Annotated in this window: 16 protein-coding genes; all 16 read left to right on the forward strand. The window is 63.5% G+C overall.

What is annotated here, in order from left to right; all coding sequences use genetic code 11:
• Nucleotides 1-83: 83 nt before the first annotated feature.
• Complete coding sequence (gene bchF, locus RT662_RS05535) at nt 84-629, forward strand: 2-vinyl bacteriochlorophyllide hydratase (RefSeq protein WP_313669709.1); 546 nt, start codon at nt 84-86, stop codon at nt 627-629.
• A complete protein-coding gene (locus RT662_RS05540; protein WP_313669710.1) occupies nt 626-1,906 on the forward strand; it encodes a ferredoxin:protochlorophyllide reductase (ATP-dependent) subunit N in 1,281 nt (426 codons plus the stop codon). Before bchF ends, RT662_RS05540 begins: the two co-directional genes overlap by 4 nt.
• A 3-nt stretch (nt 1,907-1,909) precedes the next feature.
• Nucleotides 1,910-3,496: a ferredoxin:protochlorophyllide reductase (ATP-dependent) subunit B gene (gene bchB, locus RT662_RS05545; RefSeq protein ID WP_313669711.1), complete on the forward strand. Its 1,587-nt coding sequence runs from the start codon at nt 1,910-1,912 to the stop codon at nt 3,494-3,496.
• Nucleotides 3,486-7,181, forward strand: a complete 3,696-nt coding sequence (locus RT662_RS05550; protein ID WP_313669712.1) for a magnesium chelatase subunit H — start codon at nt 3,486-3,488, stop codon at nt 7,179-7,181. Before bchB ends, RT662_RS05550 begins: the two co-directional genes overlap by 11 nt.
• 11 nt (nt 7,182-7,192) lie before the next feature.
• Complete coding sequence (gene bchL, locus RT662_RS05555; protein WP_313669713.1) at nt 7,193-8,092, forward strand: ferredoxin:protochlorophyllide reductase (ATP-dependent) iron-sulfur ATP-binding protein; 900 nt, start codon at nt 7,193-7,195, stop codon at nt 8,090-8,092.
• The gene (gene bchM / locus RT662_RS05560; RefSeq protein WP_313669714.1) at nt 8,089-8,799 is read left to right on the forward strand and encodes a magnesium protoporphyrin IX methyltransferase; all 711 of its coding nucleotides are present in this window, start codon (nt 8,089-8,091) and stop codon (nt 8,797-8,799) included. Before bchL ends, bchM begins: the two co-directional genes overlap by 4 nt.
• Nucleotides 8,800-9,028: 229 nt before the next feature.
• Entirely contained in the window at nt 9,029-9,808 is a 780-nt protein-coding gene (puhA, locus tag RT662_RS05565) for a photosynthetic reaction center subunit H (RefSeq protein ID WP_313669715.1), read from the forward strand.
• 43 nt (nt 9,809-9,851) lie between these two features.
• The gene (puhB, locus tag RT662_RS05570; protein ID WP_313669716.1) at nt 9,852-10,487 is read left to right on the forward strand and encodes a photosynthetic complex putative assembly protein PuhB; all 636 of its coding nucleotides are present in this window, start codon (nt 9,852-9,854) and stop codon (nt 10,485-10,487) included.
• Nucleotides 10,484-11,041: a photosynthetic complex assembly protein PuhC gene (gene puhC / locus RT662_RS05575; protein ID WP_313669717.1), complete on the forward strand. Its 558-nt coding sequence runs from the start codon at nt 10,484-10,486 to the stop codon at nt 11,039-11,041. The genes puhB and puhC overlap by 4 nt, the downstream gene beginning before the upstream one ends.
• The gene (locus tag RT662_RS05580; protein WP_313669718.1) at nt 11,041-11,334 is read left to right on the forward strand and encodes a hypothetical protein; all 294 of its coding nucleotides are present in this window, start codon (nt 11,041-11,043) and stop codon (nt 11,332-11,334) included. The genes puhC and RT662_RS05580 overlap by 1 nt, the downstream gene beginning before the upstream one ends.
• The gene (gene acsF / locus RT662_RS05585; RefSeq protein WP_313669719.1) at nt 11,334-12,413 is read left to right on the forward strand and encodes a magnesium-protoporphyrin IX monomethyl ester (oxidative) cyclase; all 1,080 of its coding nucleotides are present in this window, start codon (nt 11,334-11,336) and stop codon (nt 12,411-12,413) included. Before RT662_RS05580 ends, acsF begins: the two co-directional genes overlap by 1 nt.
• 13 nt (nt 12,414-12,426) lie before the next feature.
• Nucleotides 12,427-13,275, forward strand: a complete 849-nt coding sequence (gene puhE / locus RT662_RS05590; protein ID WP_313669720.1) for a putative photosynthetic complex assembly protein PuhE — start codon at nt 12,427-12,429, stop codon at nt 13,273-13,275.
• 20 nt (nt 13,276-13,295) lie between these two features.
• On the forward strand, nt 13,296-14,519 hold the full coding sequence (hemA, locus tag RT662_RS05595) for a 5-aminolevulinate synthase (protein ID WP_313669721.1): 1,224 nt from the start codon (nt 13,296-13,298) through the stop codon (nt 14,517-14,519).
• Nucleotides 14,520-14,653: 134 nt separating this feature from the next.
• Nucleotides 14,654-15,610: a sodium-dependent bicarbonate transport family permease gene (locus tag RT662_RS05600; RefSeq protein ID WP_313669722.1), complete on the forward strand. Its 957-nt coding sequence runs from the start codon at nt 14,654-14,656 to the stop codon at nt 15,608-15,610.
• Nucleotides 15,607-15,921 (forward strand): DUF190 domain-containing protein, encoded by a 315-nt coding sequence (locus RT662_RS05605; protein ID WP_313669723.1) that lies wholly within the window; start codon nt 15,607-15,609, stop codon nt 15,919-15,921. Before RT662_RS05600 ends, RT662_RS05605 begins: the two co-directional genes overlap by 4 nt.
• A 134-nt stretch (nt 15,922-16,055) precedes the next feature.
• Nucleotides 16,056-17,768 (forward strand): TonB-dependent receptor domain-containing protein (locus tag RT662_RS05610; RefSeq protein WP_313669724.1); only part of this gene is annotated, 1,713 nt, incomplete at its 3' end.

The raw sequence follows: 17,768 nt of genomic DNA on the forward strand, positions 1-17,768 counted from the left end.
TCCTCCGCCGTTGCCCCTGTCGCGGGTTGACTTGAAGAGGCCGGATGTTAGGGTTTTTACCTAGATTTTTGGGGATCGCGGGCTTGGTCGCAGAAACGTCAGATGGGTCATCGCGCCCGCTCTACACGCCGGAAGAGCGGGTGCGGCGCGACAGTTCGAAATGGACGCTGGTGCAGGGCCTGTTGGCCCCGGTGCAGTTCCTGATCTTTGGCGTCAGCCTGTATCTCGTGCTGGACTATCTCAACACCGGCCGCAACTACGAATGGGCGGTCTGGTCGGTCGTGGTCAAGACGATCGCACTTTACACCATCATGATCACTGGCGCGATCTGGGAGAAGGTCGTGTTCGGCCAGTATCTTTTCCACGACAGCTTCTTCTGGGAAGACGTGTTCTCGATGCTGGTGATCGTGCTGCATAGCCTCTATCTGTTCGGCCTGTTTACTGGCATCGCCGATGAAGGCGTGCTGTTTGCAACCGCATTGGCGGCCTATGTCGCCTATGTGATCAACGCCGGGCAGTTCGTGTGGAAATTGCGCCAGGCAAGGCTGTCGGCGCCTGCGGCACAACCGGCTGCGACAACCGAATCGGATGCGGAGATGGTTGAAACTTTGGTGGCACAGGCAGCATGAGCAGCGCCGGTCCCGCCTCAGGCTGTGATGCGCCGCCAGTAGGCGTCGATGGCATTTTGCGCGAACGCGGCCAGCGCGAGGTGTTCTGCGGGCTGACCGGCATCATCTGGCTGCACCGCAAGATCCAGGATGCGTTCTTCCTCGTCATCGGCAGCCGCACCTGCGCGCACCTGCTGCAATCGGCAGCCGGCGTGATGGTGTTTGCCGAGCCGCGCTTCGGCACGGCCATCATCGAGGAGAAAGACCTCGCCGGCCTGGCTGATGCCAATGAGGAACTGGACCGAGTGGTCAACCGCCTGCTGGCGCGCCGGCCCGATATCAAACTGTTGTTCCTCGTCGGCTCCTGCCCGTCGGAAGTGATCAAGCTTGACCTGTCACGCGCCGCGCAGCGACTGAACGGCCGCTTTTCGCCCAATGTGCGCGTGCTCAACTATTCGGGCAGCGGGATCGAAACGACCTTCACGCAAGGCGAAGACGCCTGCCTGTCGGCGCTGGTGCCCGATCTGGCGTTCAGCGATGAAAAGCAGTTGATGATCGTCGGCAGCCTGCCCGACATCGTGGAAGATCAGCTCACCCGCCTGCTTGGCGATCTTGGCATCAGCAAGGTGGTGTCGCTGCCAGCGCGCAAGGCCGGGCAGATGCCGGGCGTGGGCCCCAACACCAAATATCTGCTGGCCCAGCCGTTCCTGGCCGAAACCGGTACCGCTCTCGACAAGCGTGGGGCGGAGCATCTGCCGGCGCTGTTCCCGTTCGGCGCCGAAGGCACCACCGCCTGGCTGCATGCGGCAGCGCAGGCATTCGGCGTGTCGGAAGCCCGCTTTGAACAGGTGATCGCCGGTCCGCGCGAACGTGCCCGCAAGGGGCTGGCGCTCTATCGCGAGAAGCTGGCCGGCAAGCGCATCTTCTTCATGCCCGATAGCCAGCTGGAAGTGCCGCTGGCGCGCTTCCTGGCCGGCGAACTCGGCATGGAACTGGTCGAGGTCGGCACGCCCTATCTGCACAAGGGCCATCTGATCGACGAACTCGCTGCGCTGCCGCCGGGCACGATGATTTCCGAAGGCCAGGATGTGGACAAGCAACTGGACCGCGTGCGCGCCGCCCGGCCTGATCTGACGGTGTGTGGCCTCGGCCTCGCCAATCCGCTGGAAAAGGAAGGCCTTTCGACCAAGTGGGCGATCGAACTCGTCTTCTCGCCGATTCACGGTTACGAACAGGCTGGCGATCTCGCCGAACTGTTCTCGCGGCCGCTCCATCGCCGTGATCTGTTGAGGGTCTGACCGATGCAATTGACGGTCTGGACATATGAAGGCCCGCCCCACGTGGGGGCAATGCGCGTGGCCACCGGCATGCGCGATCTGCATTATGTGCTGCACGCGCCGCAGGGCGACACCTATGCCGATCTGCTGTTCACCATGATCGAGCGGCGGGATCATCGCCCGCCCGTCACCTACACCACCTTCCAGGCCCGCGATCTGGGCAAGGATACGGCCGAACTGTTCAAGACTGCCGCGCGCGACGCTTACGATCGCTTCAAGCCGCAGGCGATGATCGTCGGTTCGAGTTGCACCGCCGAACTGATCCAGGATGATCCGCACGGCCTGTCGCTGACGATGGGGCTGGAATGCCCGGTCATCCCGCTCGAACTGCCCAGCTACAGCCGCAAGGAAAACTGGGGCGCGTCCGAAACCTTCTATCAGATCGTGCGCACCCTGGCGGACAAGGAGCGCAAGCCGCTGCCGGCCGTTGGTGAAAACGGCCCGCGCCGCCCCCGCGCCAACCTGCTGGGACCCACTGCGCTGGGTTTCCGCCATCGCGATGATGTCGTCGAAATCACCCGGCTGCTGGCCGACCTCGGCATTGATGTGAATATGGTGGCGCCGATGGGCTCCAGCCCGGCCGATATCGTGCGCATTGGCGAGGCGGACTTCAACATCTGCCTCTATCCCGAAATCGCCGCGCAGGCGTGCAGCTGGCTTGAACGCACCTTCCGTCAGAAGACGGTGAAGACCGTGCCGATTGGACTCAACGCAACGCGCGAGTTCGTTGCCGAGGTCTGCACCGTTGCCGGCTTGCCCGTGCCGGCTGATCTTGATCAGGGACGCATGGGCTGGTGGTCGCGCTCGATCGATTCGACCTATCTCACCGGCAAGCGGGTCTTCATCTTTGGCGATGGCACCCATGCCGTCGCCGCCGCCCGCGTGGCCAGCGAAGAACTGGGTTTCAAGGTCGTCGGCCTCGGCTGCTACAACCGTGAATTTGCCCGCGAAGTGCGCGCCGCCGCCGAAAAATATGGTGTCGAACCGCTGATCAGCGATGATTATCTGGCGGTGGAAGAGGCTATTGAAGCGGCCGCGCCGGAACTGGTGCTCGGCACCCAGATGGAGCGCCACATCGCCAAGCGCCTGCGGCTGCCCTGTGCGGTGATTTCGGCGCCCGTCCACGTTCAGGATTTCCCCGCCCGACACAGCCCGCAGATGGGTTTTGAAGGCGCCAACGTGTTGTTCGATACCTGGGTCCACCCGCTGGTGATGGGCCTGGAGGAGCATCTGCTCACCATGTTCCGCGAGGATTTCGAATTCTCCGATGCGGCCGGGCCCAGCCACCTTGGCCATGCGTCAGCACCGGCCGCCCATGCTGCGCCGGCTGCCGAACAGGCAGAGGGCGAAGTCGCCACCATTGCAGAGCCAGCACCGGCGCCGGCTGATGAAGGCGGCTGGACGGCGGAAGCGCTTGCGGAATTGGGAAAAATCCCGTTCTTTGTGCGCGGCAAAGCCCGCCGCAACACTGAACGCTATGCTGCTGAGCATGGCGTGACCACTATCACCCGCGATACGCTGTACGAGGCAAAATCCCATTATGCGCGCTGATACCCCGCCATCGAAACAGGATCGGCCGGATCATTGCCATGTCGTGATCGTCACGCTCGACAATCATCTGTCGGGGGCGGTTGATCGGGCGCGCGTGCGCTTCCAGAAAATGGGCCTGCCGGTCTCCATCGGTTTCCATGCCGCCGCAGATTGGGACAAGGACGGCAAGTTGGATGCCACCCGCGCCGACATCGCGCGTGCTGATATCGTCATCGTCACCATGCTGTTCCTTGATGAGCAGATCCGCATGATCAAGGATGCGCTCACTGCGCGTCGTGAAGAGTGCGACGCGATGGTGTGCCTGATGAGCCAGTCCGACGTCGTGAAGATGACGCGGATGGGCGATTATCGCATGGATGCGCCACCAAAAGGCCCGCTGGGCTGGCTGAAGAAGCTGCGCGGCTCCTCCAAGGAAGGGGCACCGAACAGCGGCGCTGCCCAGCTTGCCGTGCTACGCCGCCTGCCCAAGCTGCTTAAGTTCGTGCCCGGCACCGCGCAGGATGTGCGCGCCTATTTTCTTACCCTGCAATATTGGCTGGCTGGCAGCGACGACAACGCCTTCCAGATGATCCAGGCGCTGGTCGATCGCTATGCCGATGGCCCGCGCAAGGGCCTGCGCGGCAAGGCCAAGGTGGAAGCGCCGCAGGAATATCCGGAAGTCGGCGTTTATCACCCCGATCTGCCGCAGCGCATGTCGGAGAAGCTGACCGATCTGCCGTGGAATAAGGATGCGGTTGGTACCGTTGGCGTGCTGATGCTGCGGTCGTACGTGCTCGGCAAGGACAGCAATCATTATGACGGCGTCATCCGCGCGCTGCAGAGCCGTGGCCTGAACGTCATTCCGGCGTTTGCGGGTGGTCTGGACCAGCGCCCGGCGATTGAAACGCTGATGATGAAGGACGGCAAGGCGACGGTTGATGCCGTCATCAACCTGACCGGCTTCTCCCTTGTCGGCGGCCCGGCGTACAGCGACGCCAAGGCAGCCGAGGAGATCCTCACCAAGTTGGACCGGCCCTATATCTCCGCCCATCCGGTGGAATTCCAGACGCTGCAGCAATGGGGCGCCAACCGCCAGGGCCTGCTGCCGCTGGAATCGACGATCATGATCGCCATTCCCGAACTGGATGGCGGCACCCAGCCGATGGTGTTCGGTGGCCGCAGCGATGCCGGCGGCGAAGCCTGCACCGGCTGTTCGCGCGCCTGTACGTGGGCGGCATCCGATGGCGTGCGCGCCATGCAGTCGTGCCCGGAACGCGCCGAGGCGATGGCCGACAAGATGCTGAAGCTGGTGCAATTGCGCCAAGCCGCCAACAAGGACCGTAAGCTGGCGGTCGTGCTGTTCAACTTCCCGCCCAACGGTGGCGCGGCCGGCACGGCGCAATTCCTTGCGGTGTTCGATTCGCTGCACCGTACGCTGATCCGGCTGAAGGCCGAAGGCTATGACGTGGAAGTGCCGGAGAATTCGGACGAAGTGCGCCGCCGGGTGATCGAAGGCAACGCCATGCAATATGGCCAGGAAGCCAATGTGCACGCCTTCGTGCCCGCCGATCGCATCGTCGCGACCGAGCCTTACCTGGCTGAGATCGAGCAGGAATGGGGCCCGGCGCCGGGCAAGTTCCAGTCTGACGGCAAGAATGTGCTGATCACCGGTGCGCAGTTCGGAAACATGTTCGTCGGCATCCAGCCGGCCAACGGTTACGAATCCGATCCGATGCGCCTGCTGTTTGATGGTCGTTTCGCGCCGACCCACGCTTTCATGGCCTTCTATCGCTGGATCCGGAATGATTTCGGCGCCCACACCGTGATCCATTGGGGCACGCACGGCAGCCTGGAGTTCATGCCCGGCAAGCAGACCGGCATGACCATGAGCTGCTGGCCGGAACGCATCATCCAGGATCTGCCCAACATCTATCTCTATGCCGCCAACAACCCATCCGAAGGCGTGCTGGCCAAGCGGCGTTCGGGCGCCACTTTGGTGTCGTACCTCACCCCGGCACTGACCAACTCGGGACTCTACAAGGGGCTTTCCGACATCAAGGCCAGTGTTGACCGCTGGCGTTCGACCGAGCCGGGCAGCCCGGAACTGCCGGGGTTGGAAGAGATCATCCGCGAGCAGGCCGAGGCAATGGACCTTGATGGCAGCGATGTCTCCAAGCTCGCCGCCAAGCTGTATGAGATCGAGCAGGAACTGATCCCGCAGGGCCTGCACGTGTTCGGTGATGCCGAAAGCGAGGAAGCCCGCATCGACATGCTGTCGGCCAGCGCCCAGGCGCGCGGTGAGATCATCGATCGCGACACCATCGAACTTCTCATTCACGGCCGCATCGTGCCCAACACGCCGGTGCTGCGCGAGATGGCCAATCTCAACGCCGCCCTGTCGGTCAATCACGAGATGAACGGCCTGATCCGCGCGCTCGACGGCCGCTATGTGCCGCCGGTCGCTGGTGGCGACATCTTGCGAGATCCGGAAATCCTGCCGACGGGCCGCAACATCCACGGTTTCGATCCGTTCCGCCTGCCGTCGGCCTATGCCTGCAAGGATGGCACGGCCCAGGCCCAGCGCATCCTTGATCGCGCCCTGGAAGACGCCGGCAAGCTGCCGGAAACCGTCGCCATGGTGCTGTGGGGCACGGACAATCTGAAGAGCGAAGGCGCGCAGGTGGCTCAGGCCATGGCGCTGATGGGCGCCAAGCCGCGGTTCGACAGCTACAACCGCCTCGCCGGTGCCGAGCTGATCCCGCTTGAGCAATTGGGCCGCCCGCGCGTCGACGTGCTTGTGACTCTGTCAGGCGTGTTCCGCGATCTGTTACCGCTGCAGACCAAGATGCTGGCCGAAGCCGCGCTGCTCGCGTCTGAAGCCGATGAACCGCTGGAGATGAACTTCATCCGCAAGCACAGCCTGACCTATCTGGAAGAGCATGGCTGCGACATGGCCACCGCCAGTTTGCGCGTCTATTCCAACGCCGAAGGCAGCTATGGCGCCAACGTCAACCTGCTGATCGACAGCGGCGGCTGGACGGATCCCAACGAACTGGCGGACACCTACGAAAAGCAGAAGGGCTATGCCTATGGCGTCGACGGCAAGCCCAAGCGCCAGCCCGGCCTGCTCGCCAGCGCACTGAAGACGGTCGATTGCGCCTATCAGAACCTGGAAAGCGTCGAACTCGGCATCACCACGATCGACCAGTACGTCGACACGCTGGGCGGCATCAGTCGCGCCGTCACCCGCGCCAGGGGCGGCGAGTCCGCACCGGTCTATATCGGTGACCAGACGCAAGGCAGCGGCAAGGTGCGCAGCCTGCAGGAACAGGTGGCGCTGGAAACCCGCACGCGCACGCTCAACCCGGTGTGGATCGAAGCGCAGCTGAAGTACGGCTATGAAGGCGTGCGCCAGGTCGAAGCGGCGGTGACCACCACCACCGGTTGGTCGGCGACCACCGGTCAGGTCGATTCCTGGGTCTATCAGCGCATCAGCGAAACCTATGTGCTCGATGAAACCATGCGCCAGCGCATTGCCGAAATGAACCCGCGCGCGGCTGCCAAGATTGCCAACCGCCTGATCGAAGCGGCGGACCGCAATTTCTGGCAGCCCGATGCCGAGACAATGGCGGCCCTGCAAGCCGCGACCGACGCGATTGAAGATCAACTTGAAGGCGTAGCCCCCGCCGGTTCCCTGGCGGCGTAAGGAGAAGCGCAATGACGCTCATCATCGACAAGACCCGCAAACTGGGCCCCGGCGACGGCGAAGGCAGCGTGCAGGTCGCGCTGGATCCGAGCCAGAAGATCGAGGGCGCCAAGGTGTTCGCGGTCTATGGCAAGGGCGGCATCGGCAAGTCCACCACCTCGTCCAACCTGTCGGCGGCCTTCTCGCTGCTCGGCCAGCGCGTGCTGCAGATCGGCTGCGATCCCAAGCACGACAGCACCTTCACGCTGACCAAGAAACTGATGCCGACCGTGATCGACGTGCTGGAGCAGCATGAGTTCCACCACGAGGAGCTGCGCCCCGAGGACTATATGTTCGAAGGCTTCAACGGCGTGATGTGCGTCGAAGCCGGCGGGCCGCCGGCCGGCACTGGCTGCGGCGGCTATGTCGTTGGCCAGACGGTGAAATTGCTCAAGCAGCATCATCTGCTGGAAGACACCGATGTGGTGATCTTCGACGTGCTGGGCGACGTGGTGTGCGGCGGTTTTGCGGCGCCCTTGCAGCATGCCGAACGCGCCATCGTGGTGACCGCCAATGATTTCGACAGCATCTTCGCGATGAACCGGATCATGGCCGCCATCCAGGCCAAATCGAAGAATTATGAAGTGCGCCTCGCTGGCTGCATCGCCAACCGTTCGGCCAATACCGACGAGATTGACCGGTTCAGCGCCGCCACCGGCATCGACCGGTTGGCCCAGTTCCCCGATCTCGACGCCATCCGTCGTAGCCGCCTGAAGAAGTGCACCATCTTCGAAATGGAAGACACGCCGGAAATCATCGCGGCGCAGAATGAGTACAAGCGCCTTGCCGCGCTGCTGTGGGCCGGAGTTGAACCCTGCAAGGCGGTGCCGATGAAGGATCGCGAGATCTTTGACTTCCTGGGGTTTGAATGAACGCCCACACGCCCAAGCAGGCGGCCGGCTGGGACGCCAAGCGCTCCAAGCTGGAAACCTATTTCGACCGCACGGCGCTGGATGCCTGGGCGGCGATGACCAGCGATGCGCCGGTGTCGAAGATCCGCGCCACGGTGCGAGCGGGCCGGCAGGAAATGCGCGACACGCTGCTCAGCTGGCTGCCGCAGGATCTGAGTGGTCGCCGCATCCTCGATGCCGGCTGCGGCACCGGCATGCTGGCCATCGAAGCCGCCCGCCGCGGCGCCGACGTGGTGGGCATCGATGTGTCGCCGCAGCTGATCGAAATCGGCAAGGAACGGCTGCCCGACGACGTCAGGGCCAAGGTCTCGCTCCACGCCGGCGACATGCTGGATGCGAGCTTTGGCAATTTCGATCACATCGTCTCGATGGACGTGCTGATCCATTATGAAAGCGACCAGATCGCGGCAGCCACGGCAAAGCTGGCCGAACGCGCCCGTCATTCGCTGGTCTTCACCTTCGCGCCCGGCACGCCGCTGCTGCGCACGGCGCGCGCTATCGGCCAGTTCTTTCCCAAGAGCGACCGTTCGCCCAGCATCATTCCGGTGGCCCATGATCTGTTGAAAGCCCGGCTTTCGCGCAGTGTGCCGCAAGCAAAGCTTGGCCGCGATCAGCGCATCAGCCGGGGTTTCTACACCAGCCACGCCCAGGAGGTGCTGCTGGGATGACCAGCCGGGGAAAGAGCAGGGGGGAATCTCCCGCTTGGACGACAGCAAAGCATTGCATTGCTGTTAGCTTCTGCTCTACCCACGGCGGTGGCCGGCATGCTATGACGCTCCTTCGGGAGTCATTTGCCAACCCGCAGGCGCGGCGGGGTTCGGTATCGTTGTTTCGCGCTAGTTCGCTGCAGATTGGGCATATTGTGGCGAACAGCATCTTTGAGGGGAGACGCCTCGCATGACGAATGTGCATCTGGTTGGTGGCTTGGATATCGCCGAGCTTACCTTTTTCGCCTTCTTCCTGTTTTTCTTAGGGCTCGTCTGGTATCTGCGTGGCGAAGATCGCCGCGAAGGTTATCCGGTGGAGGATGATCTGACCGGTGCTGGCCATGGCGGCACCGACACGGATTCGCTGTTCTTCAAGCCGCCGAAAACGTTCAAGCTGCCGCACGGCCTGGGCCAGGTGACGACCCCGACCGCCAACGATCGTGATGAACTGCCGGCCAACGTGCTGCCGCGCGCTTGGCCGGGTGAGCCGCTCGACGTGACTGGTGACAAGCTCACCTCCGGCCTCGGCCCGGCGTCGATCGCCCAGCGCGCTGATCGCCCCGATCTCGACATGCATGGCGAACCGCGCATCGTGCCGTTGCGCATGATCACGCACCCGGTCGACGTGCATGCCAACGATGTCGATCCGCGTGGCCTGCCGGTTTATGGTCTCGATTCGGGCAAGGCTGGCACGGTCAAGGAACTGTGGATGGACCGCGCCGAATCCTGCCTGCGCTATCTGGAAGTGGATCTGGCTGGCGGCGCCGGCACTGTGCTGATGCCGATCACCATGGTCCGCGTGTCGCGCGGTGGTGTCGTGACCGATGCCATCACCGGCGCGCAGATCGCCGGTGTGCCGCGCACCAAGTCGGCCGATCAGGTCACCTTGCTCGAGGAAGAGAAGATCCAGGCCTATTATGGCGCTGGTTATCTGTGGGCGACCCCTGATCGGGCCGAACCGCTGATCTGATCCGGTTCCCGGCCGAAGGGGTCTGGGCCGGCACTGGAACAGAATGACGGAGCGTTTTTTCGTGTCGATGGAATATGAAAACGAGCCGATCCCGGGGCTGCCCGGCCGGCTGCCGCCGGGGGAGACGATCCTCTGGCAGGGCACGCCCGATTGGCGCGGCGTGGCGCGAGGTGTCTTTCACACGCGCCTCGTCACCGTTTGGTTCCTAATCGTTGCCGGCTTTGCCTTCGTGTCCGGCGGCACTGGCGTGGTGGGAGCGCTCACCACGCTGGCCGTGGCGTTGCTGGGTCTCGCTGTGCTGGCCGTGCTGGCGCGGGCGCAGGCCAAATCCACCATCTACACGCTCACCAACAAGCGCGTCGTGCTGCGTTTCGGCGTGGCGCTGCCGAAATGCGTGAACGTACCGCTGTCACTGGTGGGCAAGGCCGATGTCAAGCCGGCCGGCGCCGGCATGGTGGATGTGTCGCTCACGCCCACGGTGCGTTTCCCGCTGGCCTATCTGCAGATGTGGCCGCACGTGCGGCCGTGGAAATTCGGTTCGCCGCAGCCGATGTTGCGCTCCGTCCCGGAAAACTTCGTGCCGCAGTTGGCCGAAGCGCTGGCCAAGGCCGATCCGGCCCGCGCTGCGGCAAACACGGATGCTGATCCGGCCCCGGCCATGGTAGGGGCGGCGGCATGAGTGGTGAATTCACCAACGAACGCTTCCCCAAGTCGGCGCTCTATGCCGCCGGCGCCTTGATTGCCGTGTCGATCGTGACAGTGGGCAGCATCCGGCTGGGTGTGCTGCCGGCGCCGGAAACCGCCCCGCAATCGCGGGAACGGCGGCAAGTGGCGGTGCAGGTCACCCGCGAATTCCGTTTCGAAGACCGCGCTGATGGCGCGTTGCTGGTCACCGATGTGGCGGCCGGCAAGTTGGTGTTCATCTTCCCGCCGGGGAGCAACACCGGTTTCATCCGCGGCGTCATGCGCGGCCTGATGCGCGAACGCCGCCTGAAGCAGGTTGATCGCGCCGGATCGGTGACAGTAGCGCAATGGGCCGATGGCGCCCTCACGCTGACCGACACGTCCACTGGGCGCATCCTTGAACTGGGCAGTTTCGGCAGCACCAACCGCGCAGCCTTCGCGCAGTTGCTGGTGCCGTATCAGCCGGGCGGCAGCGGTGTGCCGGATCAGCCGATCACACCAGCAGCCCCGGCCCAATCGTCGATGCCATTTCTGGCGGGGGGTGCCTGATGGGCCTCTTCACCCGCGATCGTCTTGATACCCAGTGCACGATCGAGATCGAGCACACGTTCGACAATCTGCATGCGCATGTTGAACTGGATGGCGGTATCGAACTGGGCCCGGGTGATCAGGTGAAGGTGCATGGTGCCGCGGTGAAATTGCCTTTTGGTGAACGCCTCACCCTGCGCCGACCCGTGACGGTGTGGAAAGCCACCCCCTTTGGCCGACTGTGGACCAAGATGAAGGCCCAGTTGGAATTGACCGAACTCTACGAAATCACCTTCAGCTCGGAGAAGCCGTGATGAACGCAGTCACCCCGATCAAGGCCGGTGCGGAGATCACCAAGGAAGACGCGCTGGCAATCGCGCGTCAGGAAACCGTGCTCAGCCCGCGTTTCTACACCACCGATTATGACGCGATGGACAAGATCGACGTGTCGGGTGTGCGCGCCGAGTGGGACAGCCTGATCGACGAGATGAACGCCGATCCCAACAAGAAGCATTTCAAGCGCACGCCGGAATTCGATGGCGTGATCGCTGCCATGGATCCGGAACTGAAGCCGGAATTCATCGATTTCCTGGTCTCGTCGATGACGTCGGAATTCTCCGGCTGCATCCTCTATGCCGAGATCACCAAGCGCATGAAGAACCCGGATGCCAAGGCGCTGTTCAAGCTGATGGCCCGCGATGAAAGCCGCCACGCCGGTTTCATCAACGACAGCTTGAAGGACGCCGGCATCGGCATCGATCTGGGCTTCCTGACCAAGACCAAGAAATACACGTATTTCCGGCCGAAGTTCATCTTCTACGCCACCTATCTGTCGGAAAAGATTGGCTACGCCCGCTATATCACCATCCACCGGCACCTCGAGGCGCACCCCGAAAAGCGTTTCCACCCGATCTTCAAGTGGTTCCAGGAATGGTGCAACGATGAATATCGCCATGGCGAAGCGTTTGCGTTGCTGATGCGGTCCGACCCCAAGCTCACCTCGGGCCTCAACGTGCTGTGGATCCGCTTCTTCCTGAATGCGGTCTATGCCACCATGTATGTGCGCGATCACAAGCGGCCGGCGCTGTACAACGCCTTCGGCATCAACCCGACCGACTTCGGTTTCAAGGTGTTCCGCATCACCACCGACATCACCCGCCAGGTGTTCCCGATCGGCGTGCAGAGCGATGCGCCGACCTATCGTGCCCTTTTGGAATCGATGCGCGAGACCAGCGACGCCATCGATGCTGCCGTGGCGCAGGGCGGCATCATGGGCGGCATCAAGCGCGTCGGCCTGTCGCTGAAGGCGGCCGCGACCTTCGCCCGCCTCTATCTCCATCCGGTGGACAAAATGGCGGTCACCCCGAACGTGCGCATGGCGCCGGTCTGGTAAGCGCGGGCGGGTCGTGACCGAATTTGCACTGCCTCTGCTGTTTGCCACCGTGCTGTGGTTTGTCGCCACTGGCTTCGTGCTGTGGCTCGACAAATTGCCCAGCCACACCTGGCCGGTGAGCATCACGCTGGCGTCGGTCGCGTCGGGCTTTGCCATGGGCGGCATCATCGCCACGGCGGAGGAGACCAGCGCCTGGGCGGCCTATGTGGCCTTTGCCTGTGCCCTTGTGCTGTGGGGCTGGCACGAATTGTCCTTCCTGATGGGCTTTGTCACCGGGCCCAACCGCAATCCCTGCCCGCCCGATGCACGCGGCTGGCGGCGCTTCCGCCTGGCGGCCGCGACGCTGATCTATCATGAAGTGGCGATGTTCGTGTGTCTGCTGGTGATGGCGGCCGCCACTTGGGGCAAGCCGAACCAGACCGCGACGCTCACCTTCATGCTGCTTTTTGTCATGCGCCTTTCGGCCAAGTTCAATATCTTTGCCGGCGTGCCCCATCTGTCGACCGAGATGATGCCCGACCACATGCGCTATCTGGCCAGCTATTTCCGTATCGCACCGCCGCGTTGGGTCTTCATTCTTTCGGTGTCGGGCATTGCCGTGCTGGCGGCGTGGCTGGCCGATCTGGCACTGAGCAGCCGCGGCGGTCTTGCCACTGGCTATGCGCTCGCGTTCGCCCTAGTTGCGCTGGCCTTCCTGGAACATGGATTCCTGGTGGTGCCGTGGCAGGACACGGCAATTTTCCGCTGGGCAATGCCTGAGCAGGCCCGCCAGCGGGCGATACAAACCCGTCAGGAAGCCGTCACAATGACGGCCCAATCTGACACGAATCCGCTTGCGGTGCGACAAAACGCCGTGCAATGAACGGTGCCGGGAGACGATGAATGGACTTTGAAGCTCACTTCCAGGCAGCGCTGGACGGCTTGAAAGAACGCGGCAATTACCGCGTGTTTGCCGAATTGCAGCGGCACCAGGGCGATTATCCGCACGCCACCCGCTATCTGGACGATGGCCGCACCCAGGATGTGACGGTGTGGTGTTCCAACGATTATCTCGGCATGGGTCAGCACCCGGACGTGCTTGCCGCCATGCATGATGAGCTGGACCGGTCGGGCGCCGGCGCCGGCGGCACCCGCAACATCTCCGGCACCATGCACGTGCACCGCCAGCTCGAACTGGAACTGGCCGATCTGCACGGCAAGGAAGACGCGCTGCTGTTCACCTCGGGCTATGTCTCGAACTGGGCGGCGCTCTCCACGCTGGCGTCCAAGATTCCGGGCTGCGTCGTCTTCTCCGACGCGCTGAACCACGCCTCGATGATCGAAGGCATCCGCCACAGCCGCGCCAAGTGCCACGTGTTCAAGCACAACGACGCCGAGGATCTGGACCGGCTGCTGAGCCAGTATGGCCCCGAAGTTCCCAAGCTGGTGGCGTTTGAAAGCGTCTATTCCATGGATGGCGACATCGCCCCCATCAAGGACATCTGCGACGTCGCCAAGAAGCATGGCGCGATGACCTACATCGACGAAGTCCATGCCGTTGGCATGTATGGCCCGCGCGGCGGCGGTGTTGCCGAACGCGAAGGCCTGATGGACGAGCTGACCGTGATCGAAGGCACGCTGGCCAAGGCCTACGGGGTCGTTGGCGGCTATATCGCGGCATCCAAGGCGCTGTGTGATTTCGTGCGCAGCTTCGCCTCCGGCTTCATCTTCACCACGGCGCTGCCGCCGGCCATTGCCGCAGGTGCGCTGGCCTCGGTCAAGCACCTCAAGGAAAGCCCGTTCGAGCGCAAGCGCCAGCAGGAGCGCGTCGCCAAGGTGCGCGCCGCCCTGCGCGCCACCGGTATCCCGCAGCTCGACAATCCCAGCCATATCATCCCGGTGATGGTGGGTGATGCCAAGAAGGCCAAGATGATCAGCGACTGGCTGATGGAACATCACGGCATTTATGTGCAGCCGATCAACTATCCCACCGTGCCGGTTGGCACCGAACGCCTGCGCATCACGCCCAGCCCGGTGCACAGCGACGACGATATCGAGCGGCTGGTGAAGGCGCTTTCGGATATCTGGGGCCAGTGCGCGCTACACCGGGTTGAAGCGGCCGCCTGAGGCGCCTGCGAAACCGGAATATGAATGGCCCGGCGGTATCCCCGCCGGGCTTTTTCGTGGGGCAAATGTCTCTCTTGCCCAGCGGCGCAACAAAGATTACGGCGCCTTCATGTTGAATCGCCGGGAACCGCACCTTGGCCGTTGATGCCCTGTTGCAGCCCGTCGTGCTGTTCTTCCTGCTGGGCGCGCTGGCAGCCCTCGCGCGATCTGATCTCGCCATTCCGGAAGCGATGGCCAAGGGCATCTCGCTTTACCTGATGATGTCGATCGGCTTGCGCGGCGGTGGTGAGGTGGCAGAATCGGGCTTCACCCACGACATGGTGCTGGCGGGCGGTGCTGGCCTTGCCCTGAGCTTCCTGTTGCCGCTGCCGGCCTTCTGGCTGCTCAGGACCCTGGGTCAATTGGACCGCACCAATGCGGCGGCGGTGGCGGCGCATTATGGCTCTGTCAGCGTCGTCACCTTCGCCACCGGTTCCGAAATCCTGCGCCAGGCGGGAATGGCGCCGGCCGGCTTCATGGTCGGCGTGCTGGCGGTGATGGAAACCCCGGCGATCATCAGCGGGCTGCTGCTGGCGCGCACGGCAGGCAAGGACAGCCTCGCCCCGCGCGGCGGCCTGCTGCACGAAACCTTCCTCAACGGATCTGTGATCCTGCTGCTCGGCAGCTTCCTGATTGGCCTGATCGACGGCAAGGAGGGGCTGAAAGCTGTCGCCCCGGTGTTCGACGTGCCGTTCCGCGGCATGTTGTGCATCTTCCTGCTCGACATGGGCCTGATTGCTGCTCGCCGCCTGATGGACCGGCGCGCACTGACCTTGCGCACCGTCTTGCTGGCGCTGGCACTCCCGGTAACGAACGGATCGCTTGGCGTGGTGCTGGGCACAGCACTGGGGCTCGATCCCGGCTCGGCCGCCGCGCTTGGTATATTGGCCGGCAGCGCCAGCTATATCGCAGTGCCGGCGGTCATGCGCCTGGCCCTGCCGGCCGCCGATCCCGGCCTGTATCTGGGCATGAGCCTGGCCGTCACCTTCCCGTTCAACCTCACGCTGGGCATTGCCTTCTATGGCTGGCTCGCAGCACTGTTGGCCCCATGACCGAAACCATCCACCGCCGCCGCATCGAGGTGCTCGCCGATGAACCGCTGATCCCCGCCATTGTGGCGTTGGCGGCCGAGGCCGGCATCATTCATTACACGCTGCTGCCCACGGCGGGCGGTGCAGGCGCGCATGGCCGATGGCGTGATGATCAATTGTCGGGCGCCACGGCCAAGGTGATGCTGCTGGCCATCACCAGCCAGGATCATGCCGCCGCCTTCATTGACCGGCTGGCGCCGTTGCTGGAAAGCCATCATCTGCTGCTGATGAGCAGCGATGTCGAAGTGGTGCGCGGCCGCAAGTTCGACTGACAATCACTGTTGCCTTCGGGCCACGTCATCAACTTGCCACCTGACTGCAATCATGCCGTCACCGCATTGGCATCGCAGCGCAACATTCACCTGTCACGGGCTGCCCGGCATTCATCAACCGGGGAACCCAGATCATGCGCCGTTCGCTCCACCGTTTCGCCCTTCTCGCCAGCGCGGCTCTCGCCGCGCCGGTGTTCGCCCAGCCCGCAATTGTCACCGCCGCTGCCGAGACTGCTGAGGCCGCCGGTGCTGATGCCGTGGTCGAGGATGCCGAGATCGTCGTGTACGGCAAGGGTGAAGTGCGTCAGGTCAGCGAGATCAGCGGCGCCGACATCAAGCTGACCGTGGCCGGCGGCAGCCCCTTTGTGGCCATCCAGAAACTGCCCGGCGTCAATTTCCAGTCGGCTGATCCGTTCGGCGTCTATGAATGGTCGACCCGCATCACCCTGCGCGGCTTCAACCAGAACCAGCTCGGCTTCACGCTGGATGGCGTGCCGCTGGGCGACATGAGCTATGGCAACACCAACGGCCTTCACATCAGCCGCGCCATCATCGCCGACAATATCGGCCGCACCCGCGTGTCGCAGGGCGCTGGCGCGCTCGGCACGGCGTCGGTGTCCAACCTGGGCGGCACCATCGAATTCTTCAGCCGCGCGCCGCAGGACAAGGCCGGCATCGCCGCCAACGCCACTTATGGTGACAGCAACACGCTGCGCCTGTTCGGCACGCTCGACACCGGCGATATCGGCGGCTTCAAGGCCTATATCAGCGCGGCGCACATCGATGCCGAAAAGTGGAAGGGCTTTGGCACCCAGCGTTCGACGCAGGTGAACGCCAAGGGCGTGCTTGATCTCGGCGGCAAGGGCAGCTTCACCGCCTTCGTCAACTTCTCCGACCGCAAGGAGAATGACTATCACGACTTCAGCAAGGAAATGCTCGGCCGCCTCGGTCCGTTCTGGGACAATATCTCCAACAATTTCCCACTGGCTGTCCAGATTGCCAGCATCGGCGCCAACCGCGGCGATACCGGCGTGACCCCGCCGCCCAACACGCTGGGCACGGTGTTTCCGGCGCCGTTCCGCAGCGTGGACGATGCCTATTATGATGCCGCCGGTCTGCGCCGCGACTTTCTGGCCGGCGCCCGCCTGGAAGGCGAGCTGACCACCGGGATCAAGGCCGGCCTCCAAGGCTATTATCACAACAACAAGGGCCAGGGTTCATGGATCACGCCCTATCGCGCCAGCCCCGGCGGCGTACCGCTGAGCTTCCGCACCACCGAATATACCGTCGATCGCTGGGGCATCATCGGCGACATCAGCGCCGATATCGCGACCCACAATGTGAAGCTGACGGCGTGGTACGAGCAGAATGATTTCGAACAGGCCCGCCGCTTCTACACGATGGGCACCAGCGCCACCGTGCCGGCGACCAGCGCGCTCACCTACCAGAGCAACCCGTTCTTCACCCAGTGGAACAACCGCTATCGCACCCACATCTTCCAGTATTCGGTGCAGGACACGTTTGCAGTCGGCAGCGATGTGTCGATCAGCTGGGGCTTCAAGGGCCAGAGCGTCTCGCTGACCGCCAACGCCCTCAACCCGGTGCCTGGGCCGCTGGCGCTCGGCCAGATCAAGTCGGAAGATCTGTTCCTGCCGCAGGTCGGCATCCTGTGGAAGATCGACGACAACAATGAATTCTTCGCCGGCTTTACCGAAAATCAGCGCGGGTTCGTCGGTGCGGCCACCACCGGGCCCTTCGCGTCGTCAGCGGCCGGCTTTGCCGTGCTGCGCGACCAGCTGAAGCCGGAAAAGAGCAACACCTTCGAAGCCGGTTTCCGCTTTGGCCAG

Source organism: Sandarakinorhabdus sp. (assembly GCF_032115815.1).
GTDB lineage: Bacteria > Pseudomonadota > Alphaproteobacteria > Sphingomonadales > Sphingomonadaceae > Sandarakinorhabdus.